The following is a 19739-nucleotide window of genomic DNA, read 5'->3' as shown; positions in this document are numbered from 1 at the left end:
GTAAAGTCGCTTCCGGAAAAAATAAAATGCTAATCTTAAATGCTATCAGAAACAAGTTAGTTCATAGGATATTTGCTGTTGTAAGAAATGGGGCTACTTATCAACAAAATTATAAAAACCACTTGTTTATGTCATAGAAATCACCGTACCATACAAACGATATAAATATTAAACGACTGCAGAGGTGAACTTTTAGCTAAGGCTACCTCCTGGCCTGCCGATTGGAAGGCTCGCAGAAATGCTAAGACGCAATGATTTTCAGATTATTTATGATCACTCTTTTTCCGTATTATAATCGCGTCTCTGCGTCTTTGCGAGACCATTATTTTCTTTTGGCAGGCGTTTTCCGTACCACAAAAACAATATGAATTTCGAACACCCAGAGGGAACTGAAGGGGCTGATCAGACAACACCGGCCAAAGGGAAACTTTTTCCAAACAACATTGTTATACAAATACTTCGGGTGATAAAAATGTTCCCATGAACCCTTGGAAGCATATAATCCAGATGTTCATTGCTTAAATTTCCCTCTGGTCGGTGTTTTCACCGTACCATAAAAATGATGTAAATTTAAAGGACTATAGAAGGGGAAATCTTTAAGCTGAGAGGACTGATCGGTGAAAAACACCGACCAAATGTAAACCCTCCATAACGGCGCATCTTTAAGCTGAGGGGGCTAATCGGTGAGAACACCGACCAGAGTGAATAAATTCTTGTCTAAACAGGGAGAATATGGATCCTACTACCACAATAAGGCATAACCTGGAAGATTATGAAAAGGTCAGAGGAACTTTTTCCTGGGATTCTATCGCCAGCGAGCTTAGTGGCTTACCTGGCATGAACATCGCATATGAAGCTGTGGATCGCCATGCTATGGGTACCCTGAAAGACACCCTTGCTCTCCGTTGCATCCGTAAAGACAGAAGCTTTCAGGATTTCACATATGCTGAGCTAAAAACCCAAACCTCAAAATTTGCCAATGTGCTTCAGAACCTGGGCATAAAAAAAGAGGCACGCATTTTCTCATTCGCAGGCAGAATTCCAGAATTATATATCACTGCTCTTGGCACTTTAAAACACAGGGCTGTTTTTTGTCCTTTGTTTTCCGTTTTTGGCCCTGAACCCATCTACCAAAGACTTAGCCGTGGCGATGCATCGATCCTGGTGACAAGTTCAGCTTTGTTTGAGAAGAAGGTATCCAAATTATTAGATCGGCTACCCTCACTGCATTATGTGATACTAACGGATATTACCGAACATATTTCCGATAAGATCCTGTCATTCTCCAAACTCATGGAAAAAGCTTCGGAGGAATACCAGATTCAGGAAACCAAAGCAGAGGATGCCGCTTTACTACATTTTACCAGCGGAACAACGGGCATGCCCAAAGGGGTTTTACATGTACACCAGGCAGTACTAACCCATTATATTACAGGCAAATACGTATTGGATTTTCATGAAGGCGACATTTTCTGGTGCACGGCAGATCCGGGTTGGGTAACGGGCACTTCCTATGGAATCATTTCGCCATTGGTTAATGGTGTAACCTGTATTGTGGATGAGGAGGAGTTTGATGCCCTCAGATGGTATTCGATACTCGAAGAACATCAGGTCAGCATCTGGTATACCGCCCCGACAGCCATCAGGCGCTTAATGCGAATGGAAATCAATCCCAGGGAAGAATATCATTTGGAGCATCTGCGCTTAATTCTGAGTGTTGGCGAACCATTGCATGCAGAGGGCGTATTATGGGGTAAAGAAAAATTCGGGATGCCGATTCTTGATAATTGGTGGCAAACAGAAACCGGCGGCATCATGATCGCTAATTATTCTTCCATGAAGGTAAAGCCCGGCTCGATGGGTAAACCATTGCCAGGTATTGAAACTGGCATTGCAGAGATCAGAGATCAGGTACTAACACTTATCACAGAGCCCAATATCCAGGGACATCTGGTCTTAAAAAAGGGCTTCCCATCACTTTTTAGAGCCTATCTTCATGAGGAGGAACGATTTAATAAATGTTTTATAGGCGACTGGTATATCAGCGGTGATCTGGCCAAAAAGGACGCTGACGGATATTTCTGGTTTATTGGCCGTGCCGATGATATAATCAAAACCTCCGGGCATATGGTTGGGCCCTTTGAGGTTGAGAGTACCTTAATGAGGCATCCCGCTGTGGCAGAAGCTGCAGTGATCGGTAAACCCGAACCAGCTATTGGTGAATTGGTAAAAGCATTTGTGGTTCTGAAACCGGGGAATGAAGCCGGAGAAGAACTGATGCTGGACATTACCGGGTTTGCCAGAAAAGAACTGGGACCGGCGGTTGCGCCAAAAGAAATTGAATTTGTGGAAAGCATTCCCAAAACACGCAGCGGAAAAATTTTAAGAAGGCTGTTAAAAGCACGCGAACTCGGATTGCCTGAAGGAGATCTTTCTACGCTCGAAACAAATTGAACGATCATGGAGCAAACAGCAATAAAAATAAAGACGGAGTCAGGTCTTCATTTCCTTTATCAGATGAAACTGATCAGAAGGTTTGAGGAAAAAGCAGCAGAGCAATATACCAAAGCCAGGATCAGGGGATTCCTGCATTTATACATTGGTGAAGAAGCTGTAGCAGTTGGAGTTATTCAGGCCTTAAGTCCCGATGATGTTATATTAAGTACGTATCGTGAACATGGGCATGCACTGGCCCGAGGGATAAGTCCCTCAGCAATCATGGCAGAAATGTATGGAAAACGGGAAGGATGCAGTATGGGAAGAGGCGGATCGATGCATCTGTTCGATAGGTCTAAAAATTTCTATGGTGGCAATGCCATTGTATCGGGGCACCTTCCAATGTCGGTTGGAATGGCACTTGCCTATAAAAAACAACAAAAAAACCAGATCAGCTGTTGTTTCTTTGGCGAAGGAGCAGCCGCTGAAGGCGAATTTCATGAGTCGCTGAACCTTGCTGCACTTTGGAATGTGCCGGTATTATTTGTATGTGAAAACAATCTTTATGCTATGGGTACCGCCATCCGTTATACCCATTCAATGCAGGAACTGGAAAAAAAAGGGATAGCCTATGGCATTGAATCTAAAGCGGTTGATGGAATGGACCTGCTTGCAGTATTGGATGCTGCGAATGAAGCCACAGAATTGATCCGTAAAACTGGAAAACCCTATTTACTGGTTTGTAATACCTTTCGTTTTCGTGCTCATTCCATGTTCGACGCTGAATTATACCGCGAAAAAACTGAAGTGGAAGAATGGAAGAAACGCGACCCCATTCCCGCATTTGAAAAGTATCTGTCTGATCAACGGTTAATTACGGAAAATGATATAAAAGTACTGGAGGCGCGCATTGAATCGGAAGTTCAGCAAGCCGTCGATTATGCAGAAGCCGGAACGCTTGAACCCATAGAAGAACTAACCCATTTTGTTTACAGCGATCCATCAAAATGAGAAAATCAAAGATCAGCTTATGGAAATGTCCGAAATGCGGGCGCCAATTTGAACGGCCCAATCAGGCACATTCCTGTAAAACTTATCCATTGGAACTGCACTTTAAAGGAAAGGATGCAAGCAGAATTATATATGAAAACCTATACGAAAAAATAAAGAAGGTGCTTGGCTTCTATAAAGTTGAATCGCTTGAATGTTGTATACACTTTGTTAGTACAAGTACTTTTGTAGCCGTGAAAATACTCAAACATAAATTGCAGATAGATTTCAGTTTAAGTCAGGAGCTCAAGAATAAACGTTTTGTTAAGGCCATTAAATTATCAGAACACCGCTTCCTGTACCTTTTAGAAATCACAAACGAGGAAGAGATCGACAATGAACTAGTGAATTGGATAAAAGAAGCGCATGAATTAAAAGAGAAAAAAATTATCAGCCAGGTATAAATATTAAACAAATTCGATATGGAAAACAAAAATTTATGTCAGAGTTGCAGCATGCCAATAGAGATAGATCATGTAAAAGGCAGTGAAATAGATGGTTCAAAAAGCAGTGAATATTGCATGTATTGTTATGAAAATGGCGCATTTAAAGAACCAGGCATGTCATTGGGACAGATGATATCTGTTGTTGAAACACAAATGGAAAAGATGAACTTACCTCTAAAGCTGATCGAGGCATCCATCAATAAGATTCCAAAGTTAAGCAGGTGGAAAATCTGATCCTTATCAGTTTGGGCGTTTTTACACGCTTTCGGTTTAATTTAATTGGTCTCAAAAGCCAATAAATCTGCCTGGCCGGCAGGGCGATTCTATCGTTAAAACTGAATCATTATGATCAAAAATAAATAAGATCAGAACATGGTGATAGAGAACAAGATAAAAATAAGCTACAGGGAAGCTCTAAAGCAGGGCATCAGAGAAGTATTGAGGAATGATGACCGTGTTTTCCTCATGGGCGAAGATGTGGGTCATTATGGAGGTGCATTTGCGGTCAGTAAAGGTTTACTTCAGGAGTTTGGTGAAGGGCGGATCATGGATGTACCGCTTTCGGAGTCGGGTTTTGTTGGTGCTGGTATTGGGGCGGCAATAGCCGGAATGAAGCCTGTTGTTGAAATAATGACCGTTAACTTCAGTCTGCTGGCAATGGATCAGATCGTAAACAATGCCGCTACCCTATCGCATATGTCGGGAGGACAGATCAATGTACCTGTGGTGATCAGAATGGGGTGCGGAATCGGACGCCAGCTTGCGGCACAACATTCACATAGCTGGGAGTCGTTCTATGCGCATATACCCGGACTTATCGTCTTATCAGCAGGTACCCATGAAGACGCAAGATATCTATTGCCTGCAGCCATGAAAAGCCCTGATCCGGTTATCATTTTTGAGTACACCTCTATGCTGAACATGGAAAATGAGGTCCTGAATAATCCTGCCGGAGTTGATATTTCCAAAGCAAAGATCAGAAGAGAAGGAAAGGACATTTCCATAATAACTTATGGAACAGGAGTTTATAAAAGCATGGAAGCTGCAGAGGAATTAGCCTCAATGGGTATCGATGCTGAAGTTATTGACCTGCGGGTTCTTCGCCCTTTGGATGAAGCCACATTTTTAGCGTCTGTATCCAAAACCCACCGGGCATTGATCGTGGAAGATGCGTGGCGATCGGTGAGTATTTCTTCCGAAATAAGTGCCCGTATCTCTGAAAAAGTATTTTACGAATTGGATGCCCCTGTCAAAAGACTTTGCGGTATTGAGGTGCCTATACCCTATCCTGCACATCTGGAAGATTCTTCTATCCCACAGAAAAAAGATATTGTTAATGAAGTTCAAAAAATCCTGAATCCATGATTGAATTTGTAATGCCAAGCCTGGGCGCTGATATGGCAGATGGCACCCTCGTCGAGTGGCTTAAAAAACCAGGCGATCAGGTCAAACGTGGAGATATTATTGCCACGGTTGAAACACAAAAAGGCCTGATCGATATTGAGGTATTTGATGAAGGCACTATCGAAAAACTAATGATTGCTGAGGATACTAAGGTCCCGGTGGGAACTTTAATGGCCCTGATCAATCCTGAAAAGACAATTGAACCACAAAAGGCAATACCTGTAGTTGCAGAAGAGCCTGTAATTCAGCCTACTGAAGAAAAGGCAATACCCCCTTTCGTTACTGAACATATACAGGTCAAAGCATCTCCGCTGGCAAAAAAAATTGCTGCTGAAAATAATATTGACCTTTCACAGATAATGGGAAGCGGAGAAAACGGAGCCATAACAAGGAAGGATATTGAAGGTGCTATTGAACAAGGGAAATTAGTACAGGAAAAAGAAAGATCAAGCATAGTAGCTGAACCTATCAAAGAACAAAACATTAGTAATACGTTACGTTCTGCTGTTGCCGCAGCCATGAGCAGGTCCAATCGTGAGATCCCGCATTATTTTCTGGAAAAGAAAATCGACCTGGAAAAAGCGCTTGCATGGATGCATGAAAAGAATAAAGTACTTCCTGTTCAGAAACGATTACTGCCTGTTGCCCTGCTGATAAAAGCAGTAGCCTCCTCACTAAAGCAGGTACCAGAATTGAATGCTATCTGGGATACAGATCTGCAGCTTAAAACTGAAATCAATATTGGCTTTGTGGTTTCATTACGTAATGGTGGTATCATCGTTCCGGCTATTCATGCTGCCGACCTGAAGTCTGTGGATGAAATAATGGAAAACCTGAATGATATTATCCCAAGAGCCAGAGCATTAAGGTTACGCAGCTCTGAATTAAGCGATTCAACCGTCACCATTACCAGCATTGGAGATGGAGGAGCTGATCTGGTTTATGGCATCATTTACCCTCCTCAGGTTGCCATAATCGGGTTCGGAAGCATTTCAGAGCAAGCATTTGCAGAAAATGGTTTACTGGGAGTTCGTCCGATGGTACGCGTTAGCCTTGCAGGCGACCATCGCGCAAGCGACGGATTGAGCGGCAGTCGTTTTTTGGTCACATTAAACAATCATTTACAAAATCCGGAGGCACTATGATTAAGGAAGAACTAGAAAAAAATATTTTCCAATTGCTGAAGAAAATTGCTCCGGAAACAGAACCTTCAGAACTATCCCCAACAGAAAATATCAGGGAAGCCCTTGGTATAGACTCCTATGACTTCCTGCAATTCATTATTGCACTGGATGAAAAATTAAAGATTGAAATTCCGGAGCAGGATTATGGAAAAATTACAAGCCTCAACTCATTGACCGATTATTTGATAAACAAGCCGAAATGAGCATCCTGATATTAAAAAGGATAATGTACATGGAATAAAACTAGTGAAACCGAGGTAATCATTTAAAATAGGATCGTGATGATAAGCAAATTCAAAGCACATCCATGGCATGGCATTGAACCGGGACCAAATGCGCCCGTTGAGGTAACTGTGTATGTTGAGGTGGTCCCCACAGATACGGTAAAATTTGAAATTGATAAAAAAAGTGGTTTCCTGATCATTGACAGGCCTCAGAAATTTTCAAATGTCACTCCCACTCTCTATGGCTTTATACCACAAACTTATTGCGGTGACCTGATTGCCGAATATGACGCTAAGAAATCAAAAAGACCCATCGGAAAGGGAGATGGTGATCCATTGGATATTTGTGTGCTTTGTGAGCGCACAATATCTGGTGGTGATATTCTTCTTCGTGCAATTCCAATTGGAGGCATTCGATTGATTGACAAGGGTGAGGCAGATGATAAAATAATTGCTGTGCTCAGGGGCGATGAAGTATATTCTTCTTGGTCGGATATAGAACAGCTGCCGGAAGGATTACTTAACCGGATAAAGCATTATTTCCTTACCTACAAAAACCTTCCGGGAGCAGAAATGCCAATTATAGAAATTGTGAATATTTTTGGGAAGAAAGAGGCTCATGAGGTTATAAAAAAGTGCATCAGTGATTATAAGCAACAATTTAGATCAGCAAAGAAAAAAAATTAGGGCATGCACAAAATGCGAATTAATAATTTATCCAATAACCTAGAAATTTAAAAAGAAGTGTTTAACCATTCCAAGATATTCTTCCATAAATATTATTTTTTCCCAGTGTTTAAATAAATTAATTACATGACAGATTTATTGATACATCAACAAATTATCATTTTATATTCAATAAAAATATTTATTTTAGGTTAATATTTTTAACAAAAAATTATATCAGATTTACCTGATAAAGTCTCACAATATGGGATATTACCGGAGCGAATCCTATATAAAGACCTGATCAACAATTAGATAAATGCAATTCATATGAACATAAAGAATCTGGAATTGGATTTAAGTAGTGACTTTAATGAAAAACTAACAAAGGAGCTACTTATTTTGCAAAATTTGATCAATGCATTAAATAAAAAAGAAATACCTCCTTCGATCAGTGACAAAATTAATCAGGAAATTGAAAAGCTCAACAGTGCTTCAATTTATGAGGACCATCTGATCAAGAAAATAAAATCAAACCGGGGGTTCATATTGAAATTGCTGGAAAAAGAATTAAACTTTGTACCCGCTCACCATTTTCGCAATCTATGGATGGCATTAGGCTTATCAGCCTTTGGTATACCAATTGGTGTGGCGATTGGAATTGCAAGTAAAAATCTCGGGCTTTTAGGCCTGGGATTTGCCCCTGGTATTTTGATAGGATTAGCAATTGGAAACAGGAAAGATAAAACTGCTTTTAAAAAGGGCCTTCAACTCGATTTTGAAGTAAAATAAATGCAATTGGCTATTATGAATACTTCTTATTCGCCACATTCAGGTATCAGATTGAAATTTGAATAGAACATATTCTACTAAATAATTCCAACTTATCAATTAAAAACAAGGTTCAGAGTTAACAAGTATATGTTTTTATGGAAGCATAACAGGTTAGTTCATGCTCGATTCAATCACTCCTATTACATAAAATCTTTATAAAAAAAACGTGCCTGTCCTAACCTGCAGAAGGACCAAATGACCAGGACTAAACCAATTCTCATACCTTTTTATCCGATAGCACAGATTACTAGGAAGCTATTATTAATTCCAATAAATAGCTATAATTTTGACTTGAAGGAATTTGAAGATGTCAAAAACAGAAATCTAATCTATTTTGATGCGTTATAAAGGACTACAGAATTTCAAACCATGAAAAGACCCTGGAACATTATTGACAGTCCCGTTTACAGCCTGGCAACTTATTTTGAGGGCAAAGTAAATATGAATATCTGCACCTACGTGAGTGCAATAAGCATGGAACCCAAAATCTATGCGATAGCTATTTATAACGAAACTAAAACATTGGAAAATATGTTTCAAACAGGTCGGGCGATACTACAATTCCTTCATCCTGTGCAATTTAATCTGGTCAGAAATTTAGGTCAGAGATCAGGACTGACTTTCAACAAACAACAGTATCTGGAGAAAAATAATTTATTGGAAAGCTGGAATGGTTTTCAGGTTTTAAAAAACACATCAGCCCGAATTTTGCTGGAAAAAATTGATTTTAAACAAACGGGTGATCATGTTTTATTTACTTTCAGAGCAGAAAAATATAAGACCTATCATCCGGAAGTTTTAACTTCGGAGATCTTAAGAATTAAAAAGATAATAAGGGCATGACCGAAGCAGAAACAGACCGTATCATTGAAATGGCATGGGAAGACAGGACACCATTTGAAGCAATAAAAGTTCAATTCGGCTTTACTGAAGCTGATGTAATTTCTCTCATGAGAAAAGAATTGAAAAGAAACAGTTTTAACTTATGGCGCAAACGTGTTAACAGTGGCGTGAGTCAAAAGCATCTGCATAAACGAACAGATGAGATCAACAGATTTAAATGTACGCTGCAACGCAGTATAAGTATGAACAAGATCAGCAAACGCTGAGATGAAAACAGTAAAAAAGGAAAATCTGCCTGTTAAAATTTGTATTGTTTGTGAAAGACCATTTAGCTGGAGAAAAAAATGGGCTAAGGTTTGGCAGGATGTGAAATACTGCAGCGATAAATGCAGAATGTTAAAGCAAATGAACGAATAAGTTTATCTGGTTGAATAGGTACCACACCTGCTTATTCCAAAAATATTTATAAATTGGAACCATCATGTTTCCATTATACCACTCCCCGGGTTGGACAAAATTCACTAAGAATACAGCTATCCTTTAAAATGAATAAATCTGATATTGGATCGATTATAAGTAAAGCAAAACAAATTCCTGTTTTAATCTATTTAATAAAATGGCTATTCCTTTCTGCAGTTATTGGAATTCTGGCAGGAACTGCATCAGCATTCTTTTTAATTTCTTTAGATTGGGCAACAGACTGGCGTGAGAATCACATCTGGATAATTGCTTTTTTACCAGTAGCCGGACTGGTCATTGGCCTGGTCTACCATTATTGGGGAACAGAGGTTGTAAAAGGGAACAATTTATTACTGGAGGAATTCCATAGCCCGCAAAAACTTATTCCATTCAAAATGGCGCCTCTTGTGCTTTTTGGAACCATTATAACTCATCTTTTCGGGGGCTCTGCAGGCCGTGAAGGTACCGCGGTTCAAATGGGGGCTGCCATTTCAGATCAGTTCAGCAAATTGTTCAGTTTAAATGAAAATGATCGAAAGATCATTCTGATTATAGGCATCAGTGCAGGTTTTTCCGCCGTTTTTGGAACTCCCCTGGCCGGGGCTGTATTTGCATTAGAAGTAATGGTTTTAGGCAAAATAAGAACAGAAGCCATAATACCTGGCCTGATCGCAGCGTTCATTGCTGATTTTACTTGCACTGCCTGGAATGTTTCACACACTCAATATAGTATTCCTACGGTACCGGATCCCGGTGCAATAAATCTCCTTTGGGCTGTATTTGCAGGTATTATTTTCGGATTAACATCCTGGTTTTTCTCCAAATCCATGCATTTCTGGACCAACCTGTTTAAATCAATGATCAAATATGCTCCATTCAGGCCAATGATAGGTGGAATTTTTATTGCCCTTGCTATTTACCTGATCGGAAATACACAATATATCGGATTAGGAATTCCGGTTATTGTAAGTGCTTTCAGTGATGATCTGAACTCTTATGACTTTCTGTTAAAGATCCTCTTTACATCATTTACCATTGGCGCTGGTTTTAAAGGAGGAGAGGTCACGCCTCTTTTCTTTATTGGAGCAACACTTGGAAATGCATTAGTATGGTTTGTACCATTACCTGTAGCCTTACTGGCAGGGATGGGTTTTGCAGCAGTATTTTCAGGAGCTACCAATACCCCTATCGCCTGTACCCTGATGGGTATTGAATTATTTGGTATGGAAAGTGCCATTTTTATTGGAATAGCCTGTGTAGTTTCATACTTTTTTTCCGGTCATACCGGAATTTATACTTCTCAGATCCGGAGTGGCCCGAAACAGGCTATTTACAGGCGATTAAAGCCTGGCAGACAAACTTAAACAGTTACAGAACCCTGGGGATGTATTCTCCAACCGATAAAATATAAGACCCAGCTTAGGGCACAACCACTTTTCATTTAATTGTGGACTTAAAAATGCTATAGGTTTACCCGGATTTTTATACCGTATTGCCTTTCCCCTGCAGCGAAATTTAAAAAGAATTGATCGCAAAAACATTCCGACCGTGGTTACAATTGGTACTGATATTTTAGTTTTCATAAGAACTTCCAAATGGTAGTTCTTATGAAATAATATAAATGATTTCAAAATCACCAGAGTATTTTCTTAATTTGCAAGAGCATTTACCGATGTGAAATATGGAAGAACAAGCTATGAGCACTGGTCATGGCTATAAATTCGAACATTTTTTCGAACTATCGCCTGATCTTCTCTGCATTGCCGGCTTTGACGGCTATTTAAAGAAAATCAATCCAGCTGTAGCTAACCTATTAGGCTATTCCATTCAGGAACTCATGACCAAACCAATTATTGAGATGGTTCATCCTGATGATAGAGATTCAACAATTTCTTCTCAACAGATAGCCAGATCCAGTGGCCCTTTATTGAATTTTGAAAATCGCTATATTACATCAGAAGGAAACATAGTTTGGTTATCCTGGACTTCATTGGCCTTCAAAGAAGAGAAATTGATCTATGCTATTGCAAAAAATATAACTTATAAGAAAATTCTTGAAGAGAAGCGCAATAATCAATTAGCAAATCTAACAAAGGTCAATAATGACTTAAAACAACTAAGTTATACCACCTCCCATGACCTTAGATCTCCCGTTGGCAATTTAGTTTCATTATTGGAAATGATTGACTACTCAAAGATCACAGATCCCGAAAACCTGAAATACCTGGAATTCATAAAAATGGCTGCTGAAAATTTAAGGAAGGCAGTAGATAATTCAGTTGATCAGCTAATCAAAAAGGATCAAATTAATATAGAGATTGAAGAAATTAACCTTAATGAAATTCTTAACAGGGTTTTAACACCCATAAAGTCATTTATTATTAATTCAAATGTTACCATCAAAGCAGAATTTACTGCATTGGAGACAATAAAATTCAACAAAGCCTACCTTGAGAGCATATTTCTCAATTTAATTACGAATTCCATTAAATATGCACAACCGGGCCTATCCCCTGAAATTACCATTACTTCAAACCGGATAAACGGCATTAATCAGCTGGTTTTTTCTGACAATGGTTTGGGCTTTGATTTAGAAAAATTCAAAGGAAAGATTTTTGGGCTGAACCAAACTTTTCATGATGCCAGCGATAGTAAAGGCATTGGATTATATCTGGTTTACAACCACGTAAATAATCTCGGTGGCCGGATAACACTCGATAGTAAGGTGAATGAAGGATCTACCTTTACTATCTTTTTCAAAGATTAAATAGAGAAAACCGATAGGTTTGGATCATCTTCAGTATTGAATTAAAATTCTCGGATCACCATAAAATTCAAATTGAGCATTTCTTTATTTATTGGCTTTTTTTCTTATTCATAGCGCTTATAATATTATTCATATGGCATTTTAAGTATTGATAATTAGGCTCATATGATTTATGATTTAAAAAATGTTATATTTAATTATTAAATAAAAAAAACAAAGATTATGAAATCAAACATGGGTAGTACCGACAAGATAATCCGCATTCTTGCCGCAGTTATAATCGCAGTTCTATATTTTACCAACCAAATTTCAGGCACAGCTGCCATCATACTTTTAGTTCTTGCAGGTGTATTTATTCTGACGAGCTTAATTAGTTTTTGCCCATTATACCTTCCATTCGGAATCTCAACCCGCCCAAAGAAGAATTAACAACATGTTGAACGCCGGTTTTAAGAAAATAAATAAAGCCGGAATTTCAAAGCCGCTACTATGCATTCATATCAACATCTTATCAGTCTCTGGGAAGAAGGCCGAACTCGTTTTACTAAACTACTGACCGATATTAAAGAAGATGAATTAATCAAAACCCTATCTCCTTCGCCCAATTCTGCGGGCTTTTTGATCAGACATATTGGAGATGTAGAATTATTATTTGCAAAAAATGTATTTAAACATGAAGGTGTGCAAGTACATGCAAAAACTGTGATTGACCAGAAAGACAGTGGTGAGTGGACGAACCTGGAAGAACTACTCTCCTATACTCAAAAAGCCCATGATACCTTAAAAGAAGCTATTTCATCTCAGGATGATAAGGATTGGCAAGAGAGTGTAATTACCAAAGAATTTGGCACAAAAACTAAAGCAGAAGCATTAGGCCGTATTATTACCCATACAGCTTATCATGCTGGTCAATTGGCTATTATTCTAAAATACGGGAAATAAAAGAGGAAGCATGAAGCTTAAAGCCTAAAGAGGAAAGTCTAAAGGTTAAGGCTAGTACCAAATGCTGGTTCGTGATTTCAACATATCAGGGACACTGCTTAACAAAAAGCTAAATGCCTATCGATAAAATCAGATGACAAACAAAGTTATTCGTGTGACGAAAATGTCTGGCGACCAGGTTCTTTTCGATGAGGAAAAATTAAAACGATCGTTAAGACGTTCCAGAGCTGATGAAACTATTATAAATGAGGTTATTGCGAAAGTAAAAACTCAGCTTTATGATTCCATGCCTACTAAAGCTATCTATAAGCTTGCCTTTTCCTATCTCAAAAAACATTCCTCCTTCTCGGCATCAAGATATAAACTTAAAAGTGCTATTCTTGAATTAGGTCCGAGTGGCTTCCCATTTGAAAAATACATAGCTGAATTATTAAAATTTAAAAATTATACTACTGAGGTCGGGACTATCGTACAAGGACATTGTGTATCCCACGAAATTGATATTATTGCTGAAAAGGAAGGCCGTCATTTGATAATAGAATGTAAGTTCCACAGTGATCAGCGGAGGTTTTGCGATATCAAAGTACCCTTATACATTCATTCCAGATTCAAGGATGTGGAGACCAGATTAAAAGAAAAACACGTTCAGGGTGGTAAAACTTACCTTGGAGGATTAGTGACCAATACCCGATTTTCTAGCGATGCACTTCAGTATGGAAACTGCATGGGAATGTTTATGCTAAGCTGGGATTACCCTCTTAACAAGAGCCTTAAAATGCTCATTGACCAATCAGGATTACACCCTATTACTAGTTTGCTGACCATGACTAAACTAGAAAAGGATCAACTACTTGCGGATGGCATTGTATTATGCAGGGATCTGGTAACAAAAGAAAAAAAACTGCACGACATTAATATTTCGGAGATTCGGATCAGAAAAATAATGGAGGAAGTCAAATCAATCTGTGAAAGCAGAGATGATTAACATCTGCTTATTATCCAAAAACGAAGATTAGAAATATTTTGTTTGCCATCCAACAACCATTCAGTGAAAATTATAGTATCCTGCCGTCTTCCATTTCAATTATCCGGTCTGTTCGCAAAGCAAATTCATTATCATGAGTTACGATCAATAAAGACTGATTGTAAACATCTGCAAGCTCCTTAAAAATATCAAAAACGATCTCAGAATTTTTTTTGTCAAGATTCCCGGTAGGCTCATCTCCCATAATAATTAAAGGATCATTGATCAGAGCACGTGCTATTGCTACCCGCTGTTTCTGTCCTCCTGAAACCTGATTTGGTTTTTTGAGTGCCTCGCTTTCAATGCCCAGTATCTTTAATTTTTCATAAGCCCGGTGCTCAACCTCCTTTTCAGAGTATTTTCCAAGTTTTAGGCCCGGCAGCATCACATTTTTAAGAACCGAAAATTCATTCAGCAGGTAGTGAAATTGAAAAACAAACCCAATCTTTTCATTTCTTACCCTTGCCAGCTCAACTTCCCTTTTATTTCTCATACTTTCACCATCGATCAGGATGTCTCCGGTATAGTCGGTATCCATTGTTGAAAGGATATAAAGCAAAGTTGATTTTCCGCAGCCGGATTTACCGATCACAGAAACGAAATCGCCCCTGTTTATGGAGAAATTAATGTCAGTGAGAACTTGCACAGTAACCGGATCGTGAAAATATTTTGAAACGGCTTTGGCTTCCAGTATTATTTGATCCATCCTATTTCCCCCTGATTATTATTACCGGATCTATTTTACTCGCTTTACGCGAAGGGAAAAATCCTGCAAAATAAGTTGTGACAATTGAGAAAACTGCACCAATTACATAAAAACGAGGATTATAATTGATCGGATAGGTTTTGATAGTGGGCAAAGCCGCAGTATTGAACGGAATCTGGTCAATGGCCACTGAAAGTCCGAATCCCAGGATCAATCCTAAAATCCCCCCTAAAACACCAATGGTTAAGGCAATTCCAATAAAGATACGGTTCACATCCCTTCCTGAGAATCCGGTAGCTTTCAAAATAGCGATCGAGTCCATTTTCTCATAGATCATCATATTCAGAATATTGTATATACCAAATCCTGCAACGATCAGTAAGGTAATACCAACCGAGTAAGAGATCAATGTTCGTACTGAACTTCCGGTTTCAAATTGAGAATTAGCGGTTTGAATATCAATAGCCTCCAGATCAAATAATTTCTGGTACTCTTTAGCAATATCCGGCGCCAAAGTAATATCCTTCAGCTTGATCTGGATATCAGTTATATAGGTCCCCGACTCACCCAAAAGTTTTTGTGTGGTATTAATGGATGCATAACTTTGTGCGTTATCGATATCCTGTAATCCGGATTGGAAATAGCCAACCACCTTCAGCTGCATTCTTTCTCCTTTAGCTGTGGTAACCTGGATAATATCCCCAATATCAGCCAGCATCTTTTCTGCTAAACCCTTGCCTAAAATAATGCTGCTAGGTGTATTTTTAAGATCTATATAATTCCCTTCAGTAACATAATCCTGAAATAAGAACAATCTGTTCTCGGCCTCCACATCTATTCCGTTTATCACACCCGTCAGGTCAATGGCACCGACATTATAAAATACCTGTGTGGTAATTTTGGGTGCTATGCCTGAAATACGTTTATCAGTCCTTAAAAAATCCATGATAGCACCATTATTATAAATTTGAAGACGCTCTTTTTTGGGTTTGACAGAACTGACAAAGTTATGATAGGATCTATAGGTCTCTGACAAATTCACAGGCTGCAGATCAGATGGCTTTATTTCATTGTATAAACGAATATGCGCGGTACGGTTAATGATCAGCCCATCCAGCAGATCGTTCAAACCCGACATAAAGCTGAGAAGGGTAACGAACATGGTAATGCTGAAAGTTACGCCGACTGCTGCAACGATCGTTTGTTTCAATCGCGCCAGCAATAATGATCCTGAAATACTAACCAATAATCTAACATTCATAGCTAAGGCTTAATCAGTTCATCTTGTTCAGTAATTCCAGAGATGATTTCGATCTTCTGATAATCCTTCAAACCAGTTTTTACCAATACAGTATCACCATTTACCTTCAACACCATAGAATCATTTAACAAATAGTTTCTGGGTATAATCATCGCTTTAGTTTTCGACTGAACCAGAATACTTGCTTCAAACGTAATATTCGGGAATAGTCTTTCAGGCAGATCAACAAACTCTGCTTCAACAAGGAAAGTTTTACTTCTTTCATCCATCAGCGGATTGATACGGGTTACTTTAGCTTCAAATACTTTATCCTTATAACTATCGAGTTTAACCAATACCTTCAGACCATTTTTTACCATCAGAATATCATATTCATCAACCTGCATTTCTAAAATAAAATTATCGGCATCGCCTATAACTGCTACTGGGGTTTGGGGACTAACCAACTCACCCTTCTTTTTATTCAGGCTATAAACGATCCCATTCATTTCACTTTTTAAAGTAAAATCACGAGCCAGGCTTTGTGATATAAAAAGATTTTTCTTAGCCTGGGAGGAAGCAAAACTAAGCTGACGCTCCAGGTCATTATATCTGATGATCGCAGAATTATAGGTGTTTTTTGAATTCTGATAAGCCAATTCGCGCTGTTCGAGTTCAACCTTTGTTCCTACACGCTGTTCCCATAAATTTTTCTGTCTGAAAAACAATAATGAATCATTCTTCATTTTATTCCTTGACAGATCTATCACAGAGGCCGCTTCATTCAGCTTTCCCTGGTTAGCCGCAATATCATTGAAGTTTGCTGCAAGCCGGGCATTTTCAGTATTCAACTGCTGAACGTCATTTGAAACCCTCAGGATGGCCTGCCCCTTTTTTACTGTATCACCTTCAGTCACAAAGAGCTGCTCAATGATCCCATTGACAGTGGCATAAGCCTGATACTGATCCTGGCTCTTTATTATTCCGGAAGCATAGACTGATTGGGAAACAGGCTTGATTTCAGGCTTTATCTTTTCAACTGAACTCTTACAGGAATTAAGAAAGACTATTAGGATAAATAAAATTCTAATGTTCATGAATGAAGAAAATTTTTCAAAGCTAAGACTAAATTAAAGATCAAAATATGACCTTCGTCTCATTTTCAACGAATTAAACACAATATACAGTATATCCTGTTTTGTGTTGAAGAAATAATTTACCTTCATAGAGGAATTTAAACACGACTATGAATTGGATACTTCTTTATCAAGTTTTATACCTTTTCATTCTGACAATTGTTTGTTTGCGGATCATTTACGATACCCGAAATAACACAAAAAGCCTCGCCTATCTTTTATTTGCAGTGTTTGTCCCTTTTTTAGGGATGGCATTTTATTTTGTTTTCGGAGTAAACTACAGAAACAGAAAAATGTACAGCAAAAAATTGATCGTGAATGATGAACAGGCAAATAAATTACGTGATATTATTTTTGAATATTCCAAAAACACCTTTGAGGAGAGTGACAAGTCTGTAAAAAGCTTTGAAGAATTGGCAAATCTTCTTCTAAAAGATAACCTGAGTCCACTGACATCGAAAAACAGTGTCAAACTACTGATCAATGGAGAAAATAAGTTCCCTGAACTAATAAATGCTTTAAAAGAAGCAAAAGACCATATACATCTTGAATATTACATTTATGAAGATGATGCTATCGGAAAATTAATTCAATCGGTTCTGGTACAAAAAGCAAATGAAGGAGTAACAATCAGGTTTATTTATGATGATTATGGCAGCCGTTCGATCCGTAAAACTCTGGTACCGGAAATGCAATCCAAAGGCATTAAAGCCTTCCCATTTTTCAAGATACGCTTTATCACTTTCGCTAACAGGCTGAATTACAGAAATCACCGGAAGATCATTGTCATTGATGGAAAAACTGCATTTATTGGTGGTATAAACATCAGCGACAGGTATATTAATGACCCAAAAGATTCAAAAAAACTTTTTTGGAGAGATACACATCTGCGCATTGACGGACCGGGAGTTCAAAACCTTCAACATTTGTTTTTGTGCGATTGGAATTTTTGTGCTGACAGCAAATTGGAGCCTGATGAAACCTTCTTCCCGCCACTCACTAAAATGCCGGCACTTGATGATAAAATTGTTCAGATCGCATCAAGCGGACCAGACTCCCACACTCCTGCGATCCTGTATTCAATCCTGCAGGCAATCAATCTGGCTACGGAGGAGATCATAATAAGCACACCCTACTTTATCCCCAATGAAAGTTTACTGGATGCTCTATGTGTAGCTTCATTAGGCGGCATTAAAATTAAATTATTGGTTCCTTTGAAATCTGATTCCTCTTTTATTGACCATGCAGTAAGATCCTATTACCTTGAGATTCTGAACGCCGGAATAGAGATCTATCAATACTCCAAGGGTTTTATGCATGCAAAAACGATGGTTTGTGATCGTAAGATTGCCATGATCGGGACTTCCAATATGGATATCAGAAGCTTCGACTTAAACTTTGAGGTAAATGCAATAGTTTATGACAAGCAAATTGCGAATGAACTTCATAGCATTTTCATTGATGACCTGAAAGATTCAGTCAAATTGGATTTAATTACATGGACTAAACGCCCACGATATAAGAAATTGATTGAGAATGCCGTGAGATTGGTTTCGCCACTACTTTAATTTTGCCAAAGGCTGGCTGGCACGCAAAGGGTTTCATATGATATGTAAGCATTCGCCTCATAGTGCACAATTGCAACTCTGCGTCTTTGCGTATTTGCGTGCCAACTCTTGTTCTATGAGATCGCCTCTTGTTTTTTGCGCTCGCATTTTTTCAATTGCGAGCGTAGCGAAGCAGTCTCTGTTATCAATCGAATTCTAATCATGAAATTGCTTTATCTTATACTCAACCTACCAAAAAGGATGCTCGCAAAGTCGCTAAGACGCAGAAGTTTTAGAATAATTATAAGCATTTGTTTTATCTCATACATTCGCGTCTTTGCGAGATTTTCTTTCAAGAACCACCCCCTTTAATTCCCCCGCCGGCGGTGGACACTGGGCGCCTCTGAGAATCGTGCTTAAAGATTAAATTATCTGTTCTTAAACGAAATTTATTATCCGACTTGCTGTCCACCGCTGGCCCGAAGGACTCCATTGGAGCAGGGGGAGTGGGGCCTTTAGCGCTGGCGGGGTGGTATTATTGTATAATTGGTTGGATGGTTAGTTGGTTAGGATTTAGGCTGCCAATATTGTAATCCCATAAAACCTCGTCATTTCGACATGCGAGTCAAATTTTCTGTTTCCAGTATCAATCACAGCATGGAGAAATCTGTTGATTAAGGGCAGGATTGTTATGTAAACCCATTTTAGGACAAAACAGACATTAGTTTGTGATACTGTGATTTCTATGACATAAACAAGTGGTTTTTATAATTTTGTTGATAAGGAGCCCCATTTCTTACAACAGCAAATATCCTATGAACTAACTTGTTT

21 protein-coding genes are annotated in these 19739 nt (G+C 38.7%); 18 read left to right on the top strand and 3 right to left on the bottom strand.

All coding sequences use genetic code 11. The features are described from left to right. Positions 1-732: 732 nt before the first annotated feature. From acsA to BLR27_RS17445, 17 genes are all read left to right on the top strand, one after another. Positions 733-2454 carry an acetate--CoA ligase gene (gene acsA / locus BLR27_RS17525; protein WP_090707073.1) on the top strand — a complete coding sequence of 574 codons (1722 nt, stop codon included), beginning with the start codon at positions 733-735 and terminating at the stop codon, positions 2452-2454. Positions 2455-2460: 6 nt separating this feature from the next. After that, positions 2461-3447, top strand: a complete 987-nt coding sequence (pdhA, locus tag BLR27_RS17520; protein ID WP_090707071.1) for a pyruvate dehydrogenase (acetyl-transferring) E1 component subunit alpha — start codon at positions 2461-2463, stop codon at positions 3445-3447. Continuing rightward, the gene (locus tag BLR27_RS17515) at positions 3444-3890 is read left to right on the top strand and encodes a DUF5655 domain-containing protein (protein WP_090707069.1); all 447 of its coding nucleotides are present in this window, start codon (positions 3444-3446) and stop codon (positions 3888-3890) included. Before pdhA ends, BLR27_RS17515 begins: the two co-directional genes overlap by 4 nt. 18 nt (positions 3891-3908) lie before the next feature. Then, positions 3909-4166 carry a zinc ribbon domain-containing protein gene (locus tag BLR27_RS17510; protein ID WP_090707068.1) on the top strand — a complete coding sequence of 86 codons (258 nt, stop codon included), beginning with the start codon at positions 3909-3911 and terminating at the stop codon, positions 4164-4166. Positions 4167-4304: 138 nt separating this feature from the next. Next, complete coding sequence (locus tag BLR27_RS17505) at positions 4305-5297, top strand: alpha-ketoacid dehydrogenase subunit beta (protein ID WP_090707066.1); 993 nt, start codon at positions 4305-4307, stop codon at positions 5295-5297. Further along, positions 5294-6481 carry a dihydrolipoamide acetyltransferase family protein gene (locus BLR27_RS17500; RefSeq protein WP_090707064.1) on the top strand — a complete coding sequence of 396 codons (1188 nt, stop codon included), beginning with the start codon at positions 5294-5296 and terminating at the stop codon, positions 6479-6481. The genes BLR27_RS17505 and BLR27_RS17500 overlap by 4 nt, the downstream gene beginning before the upstream one ends. Beyond that, positions 6478-6723 carry an acyl carrier protein gene (locus BLR27_RS17495; RefSeq protein ID WP_090707062.1) on the top strand — a complete coding sequence of 82 codons (246 nt, stop codon included), beginning with the start codon at positions 6478-6480 and terminating at the stop codon, positions 6721-6723. Before BLR27_RS17500 ends, BLR27_RS17495 begins: the two co-directional genes overlap by 4 nt. A 78-nt stretch (positions 6724-6801) precedes the next feature. Then, positions 6802-7431 carry an inorganic pyrophosphatase gene (locus BLR27_RS17490; protein ID WP_090707060.1) on the top strand — a complete coding sequence of 210 codons (630 nt, stop codon included), beginning with the start codon at positions 6802-6804 and terminating at the stop codon, positions 7429-7431. 309 nt (positions 7432-7740) lie between these two features. Further along, a complete protein-coding gene (locus tag BLR27_RS17485) occupies positions 7741-8202 on the top strand; it encodes a hypothetical protein (RefSeq protein WP_090707058.1) in 462 nt (153 codons plus the stop codon). A gap of 411 nt (positions 8203-8613) precedes the next feature. Continuing rightward, positions 8614-9087, top strand: a complete 474-nt coding sequence (locus BLR27_RS17480; RefSeq protein WP_090707057.1) for a flavin reductase — start codon at positions 8614-8616, stop codon at positions 9085-9087. Continuing rightward, positions 9084-9353, top strand: coding sequence for a TIGR03643 family protein (locus tag BLR27_RS17475; RefSeq protein WP_090707055.1), 270 nt, complete (start codon positions 9084-9086; stop codon positions 9351-9353). The genes BLR27_RS17480 and BLR27_RS17475 overlap by 4 nt, the downstream gene beginning before the upstream one ends. 1 nt (position 9354) lies before the next feature. Further along, positions 9355-9504: a DUF2256 domain-containing protein gene (locus BLR27_RS17470; RefSeq protein ID WP_090707053.1), complete on the top strand. Its 150-nt coding sequence runs from the start codon at positions 9355-9357 to the stop codon at positions 9502-9504. Positions 9505-9632: 128 nt separating this feature from the next. After that, positions 9633-10910: a voltage-gated chloride channel family protein gene (locus tag BLR27_RS17465; RefSeq protein WP_176767743.1), complete on the top strand. Its 1278-nt coding sequence runs from the start codon at positions 9633-9635 to the stop codon at positions 10908-10910. Positions 10911-11227: 317 nt separating this feature from the next. Continuing rightward, positions 11228-12313: a PAS domain-containing sensor histidine kinase gene (locus BLR27_RS17460; RefSeq protein ID WP_221406372.1), complete on the top strand. Its 1086-nt coding sequence runs from the start codon at positions 11228-11230 to the stop codon at positions 12311-12313. Positions 12314-12535: 222 nt separating this feature from the next. Then, a complete protein-coding gene (locus tag BLR27_RS17455; protein WP_090707051.1) occupies positions 12536-12742 on the top strand; it encodes a YgaP family membrane protein in 207 nt (68 codons plus the stop codon). 60 nt (positions 12743-12802) lie between these two features. Further along, on the top strand, positions 12803-13255 hold the full coding sequence (locus tag BLR27_RS17450; RefSeq protein WP_090707050.1) for a DinB family protein: 453 nt from the start codon (positions 12803-12805) through the stop codon (positions 13253-13255). Between the two features lie 133 nt (positions 13256-13388). Continuing rightward, on the top strand, positions 13389-14240 hold the full coding sequence (locus tag BLR27_RS17445; RefSeq protein ID WP_090707048.1) for an ATP cone domain-containing protein: 852 nt from the start codon (positions 13389-13391) through the stop codon (positions 14238-14240). 70 nt (positions 14241-14310) lie between these two features. Here the strand turns inward: BLR27_RS17445 and BLR27_RS17440 are convergent, their stop codons facing one another. From BLR27_RS17440 to BLR27_RS17430, 3 genes are read right to left on the bottom strand one after another with little or no spacing between them, the layout of a single operon-like run. After that, positions 14311-14985: an ABC transporter ATP-binding protein gene (locus BLR27_RS17440; RefSeq protein WP_090707047.1), complete on the bottom strand. Its 675-nt coding sequence runs from the start codon at positions 14983-14985 to the stop codon at positions 14311-14313. A 1-nt stretch (position 14986) separates the two neighbouring features. Further along, entirely contained in the window at positions 14987-16246 is a 1260-nt protein-coding gene (locus BLR27_RS17435; protein ID WP_090707045.1) for an ABC transporter permease, read from the bottom strand. 2 nt (positions 16247-16248) lie between these two features. After that, the gene (locus BLR27_RS17430) at positions 16249-17322 is read right to left on the bottom strand and encodes an efflux RND transporter periplasmic adaptor subunit (RefSeq protein ID WP_090707043.1); all 1074 of its coding nucleotides are present in this window, start codon (positions 17320-17322) and stop codon (positions 16249-16251) included. A gap of 149 nt (positions 17323-17471) precedes the next feature. Here BLR27_RS17430 and cls point away from each other — a divergent pair, with 149 nt between their 5' ends. After that, positions 17472-18929, top strand: a complete 1458-nt coding sequence (gene cls / locus BLR27_RS17425) for a cardiolipin synthase (RefSeq protein WP_090707041.1) — start codon at positions 17472-17474, stop codon at positions 18927-18929. Positions 18930-19739 lie beyond the last annotated feature (810 nt).

Origin of the sequence: Daejeonella rubra (assembly GCF_900103545.1) — a bacterium.
GTDB lineage: Bacteria > Bacteroidota > Bacteroidia > Sphingobacteriales > Sphingobacteriaceae > Daejeonella > Daejeonella rubra.
This window is presented reverse-complemented; position numbering and strand designations above follow the sequence as displayed.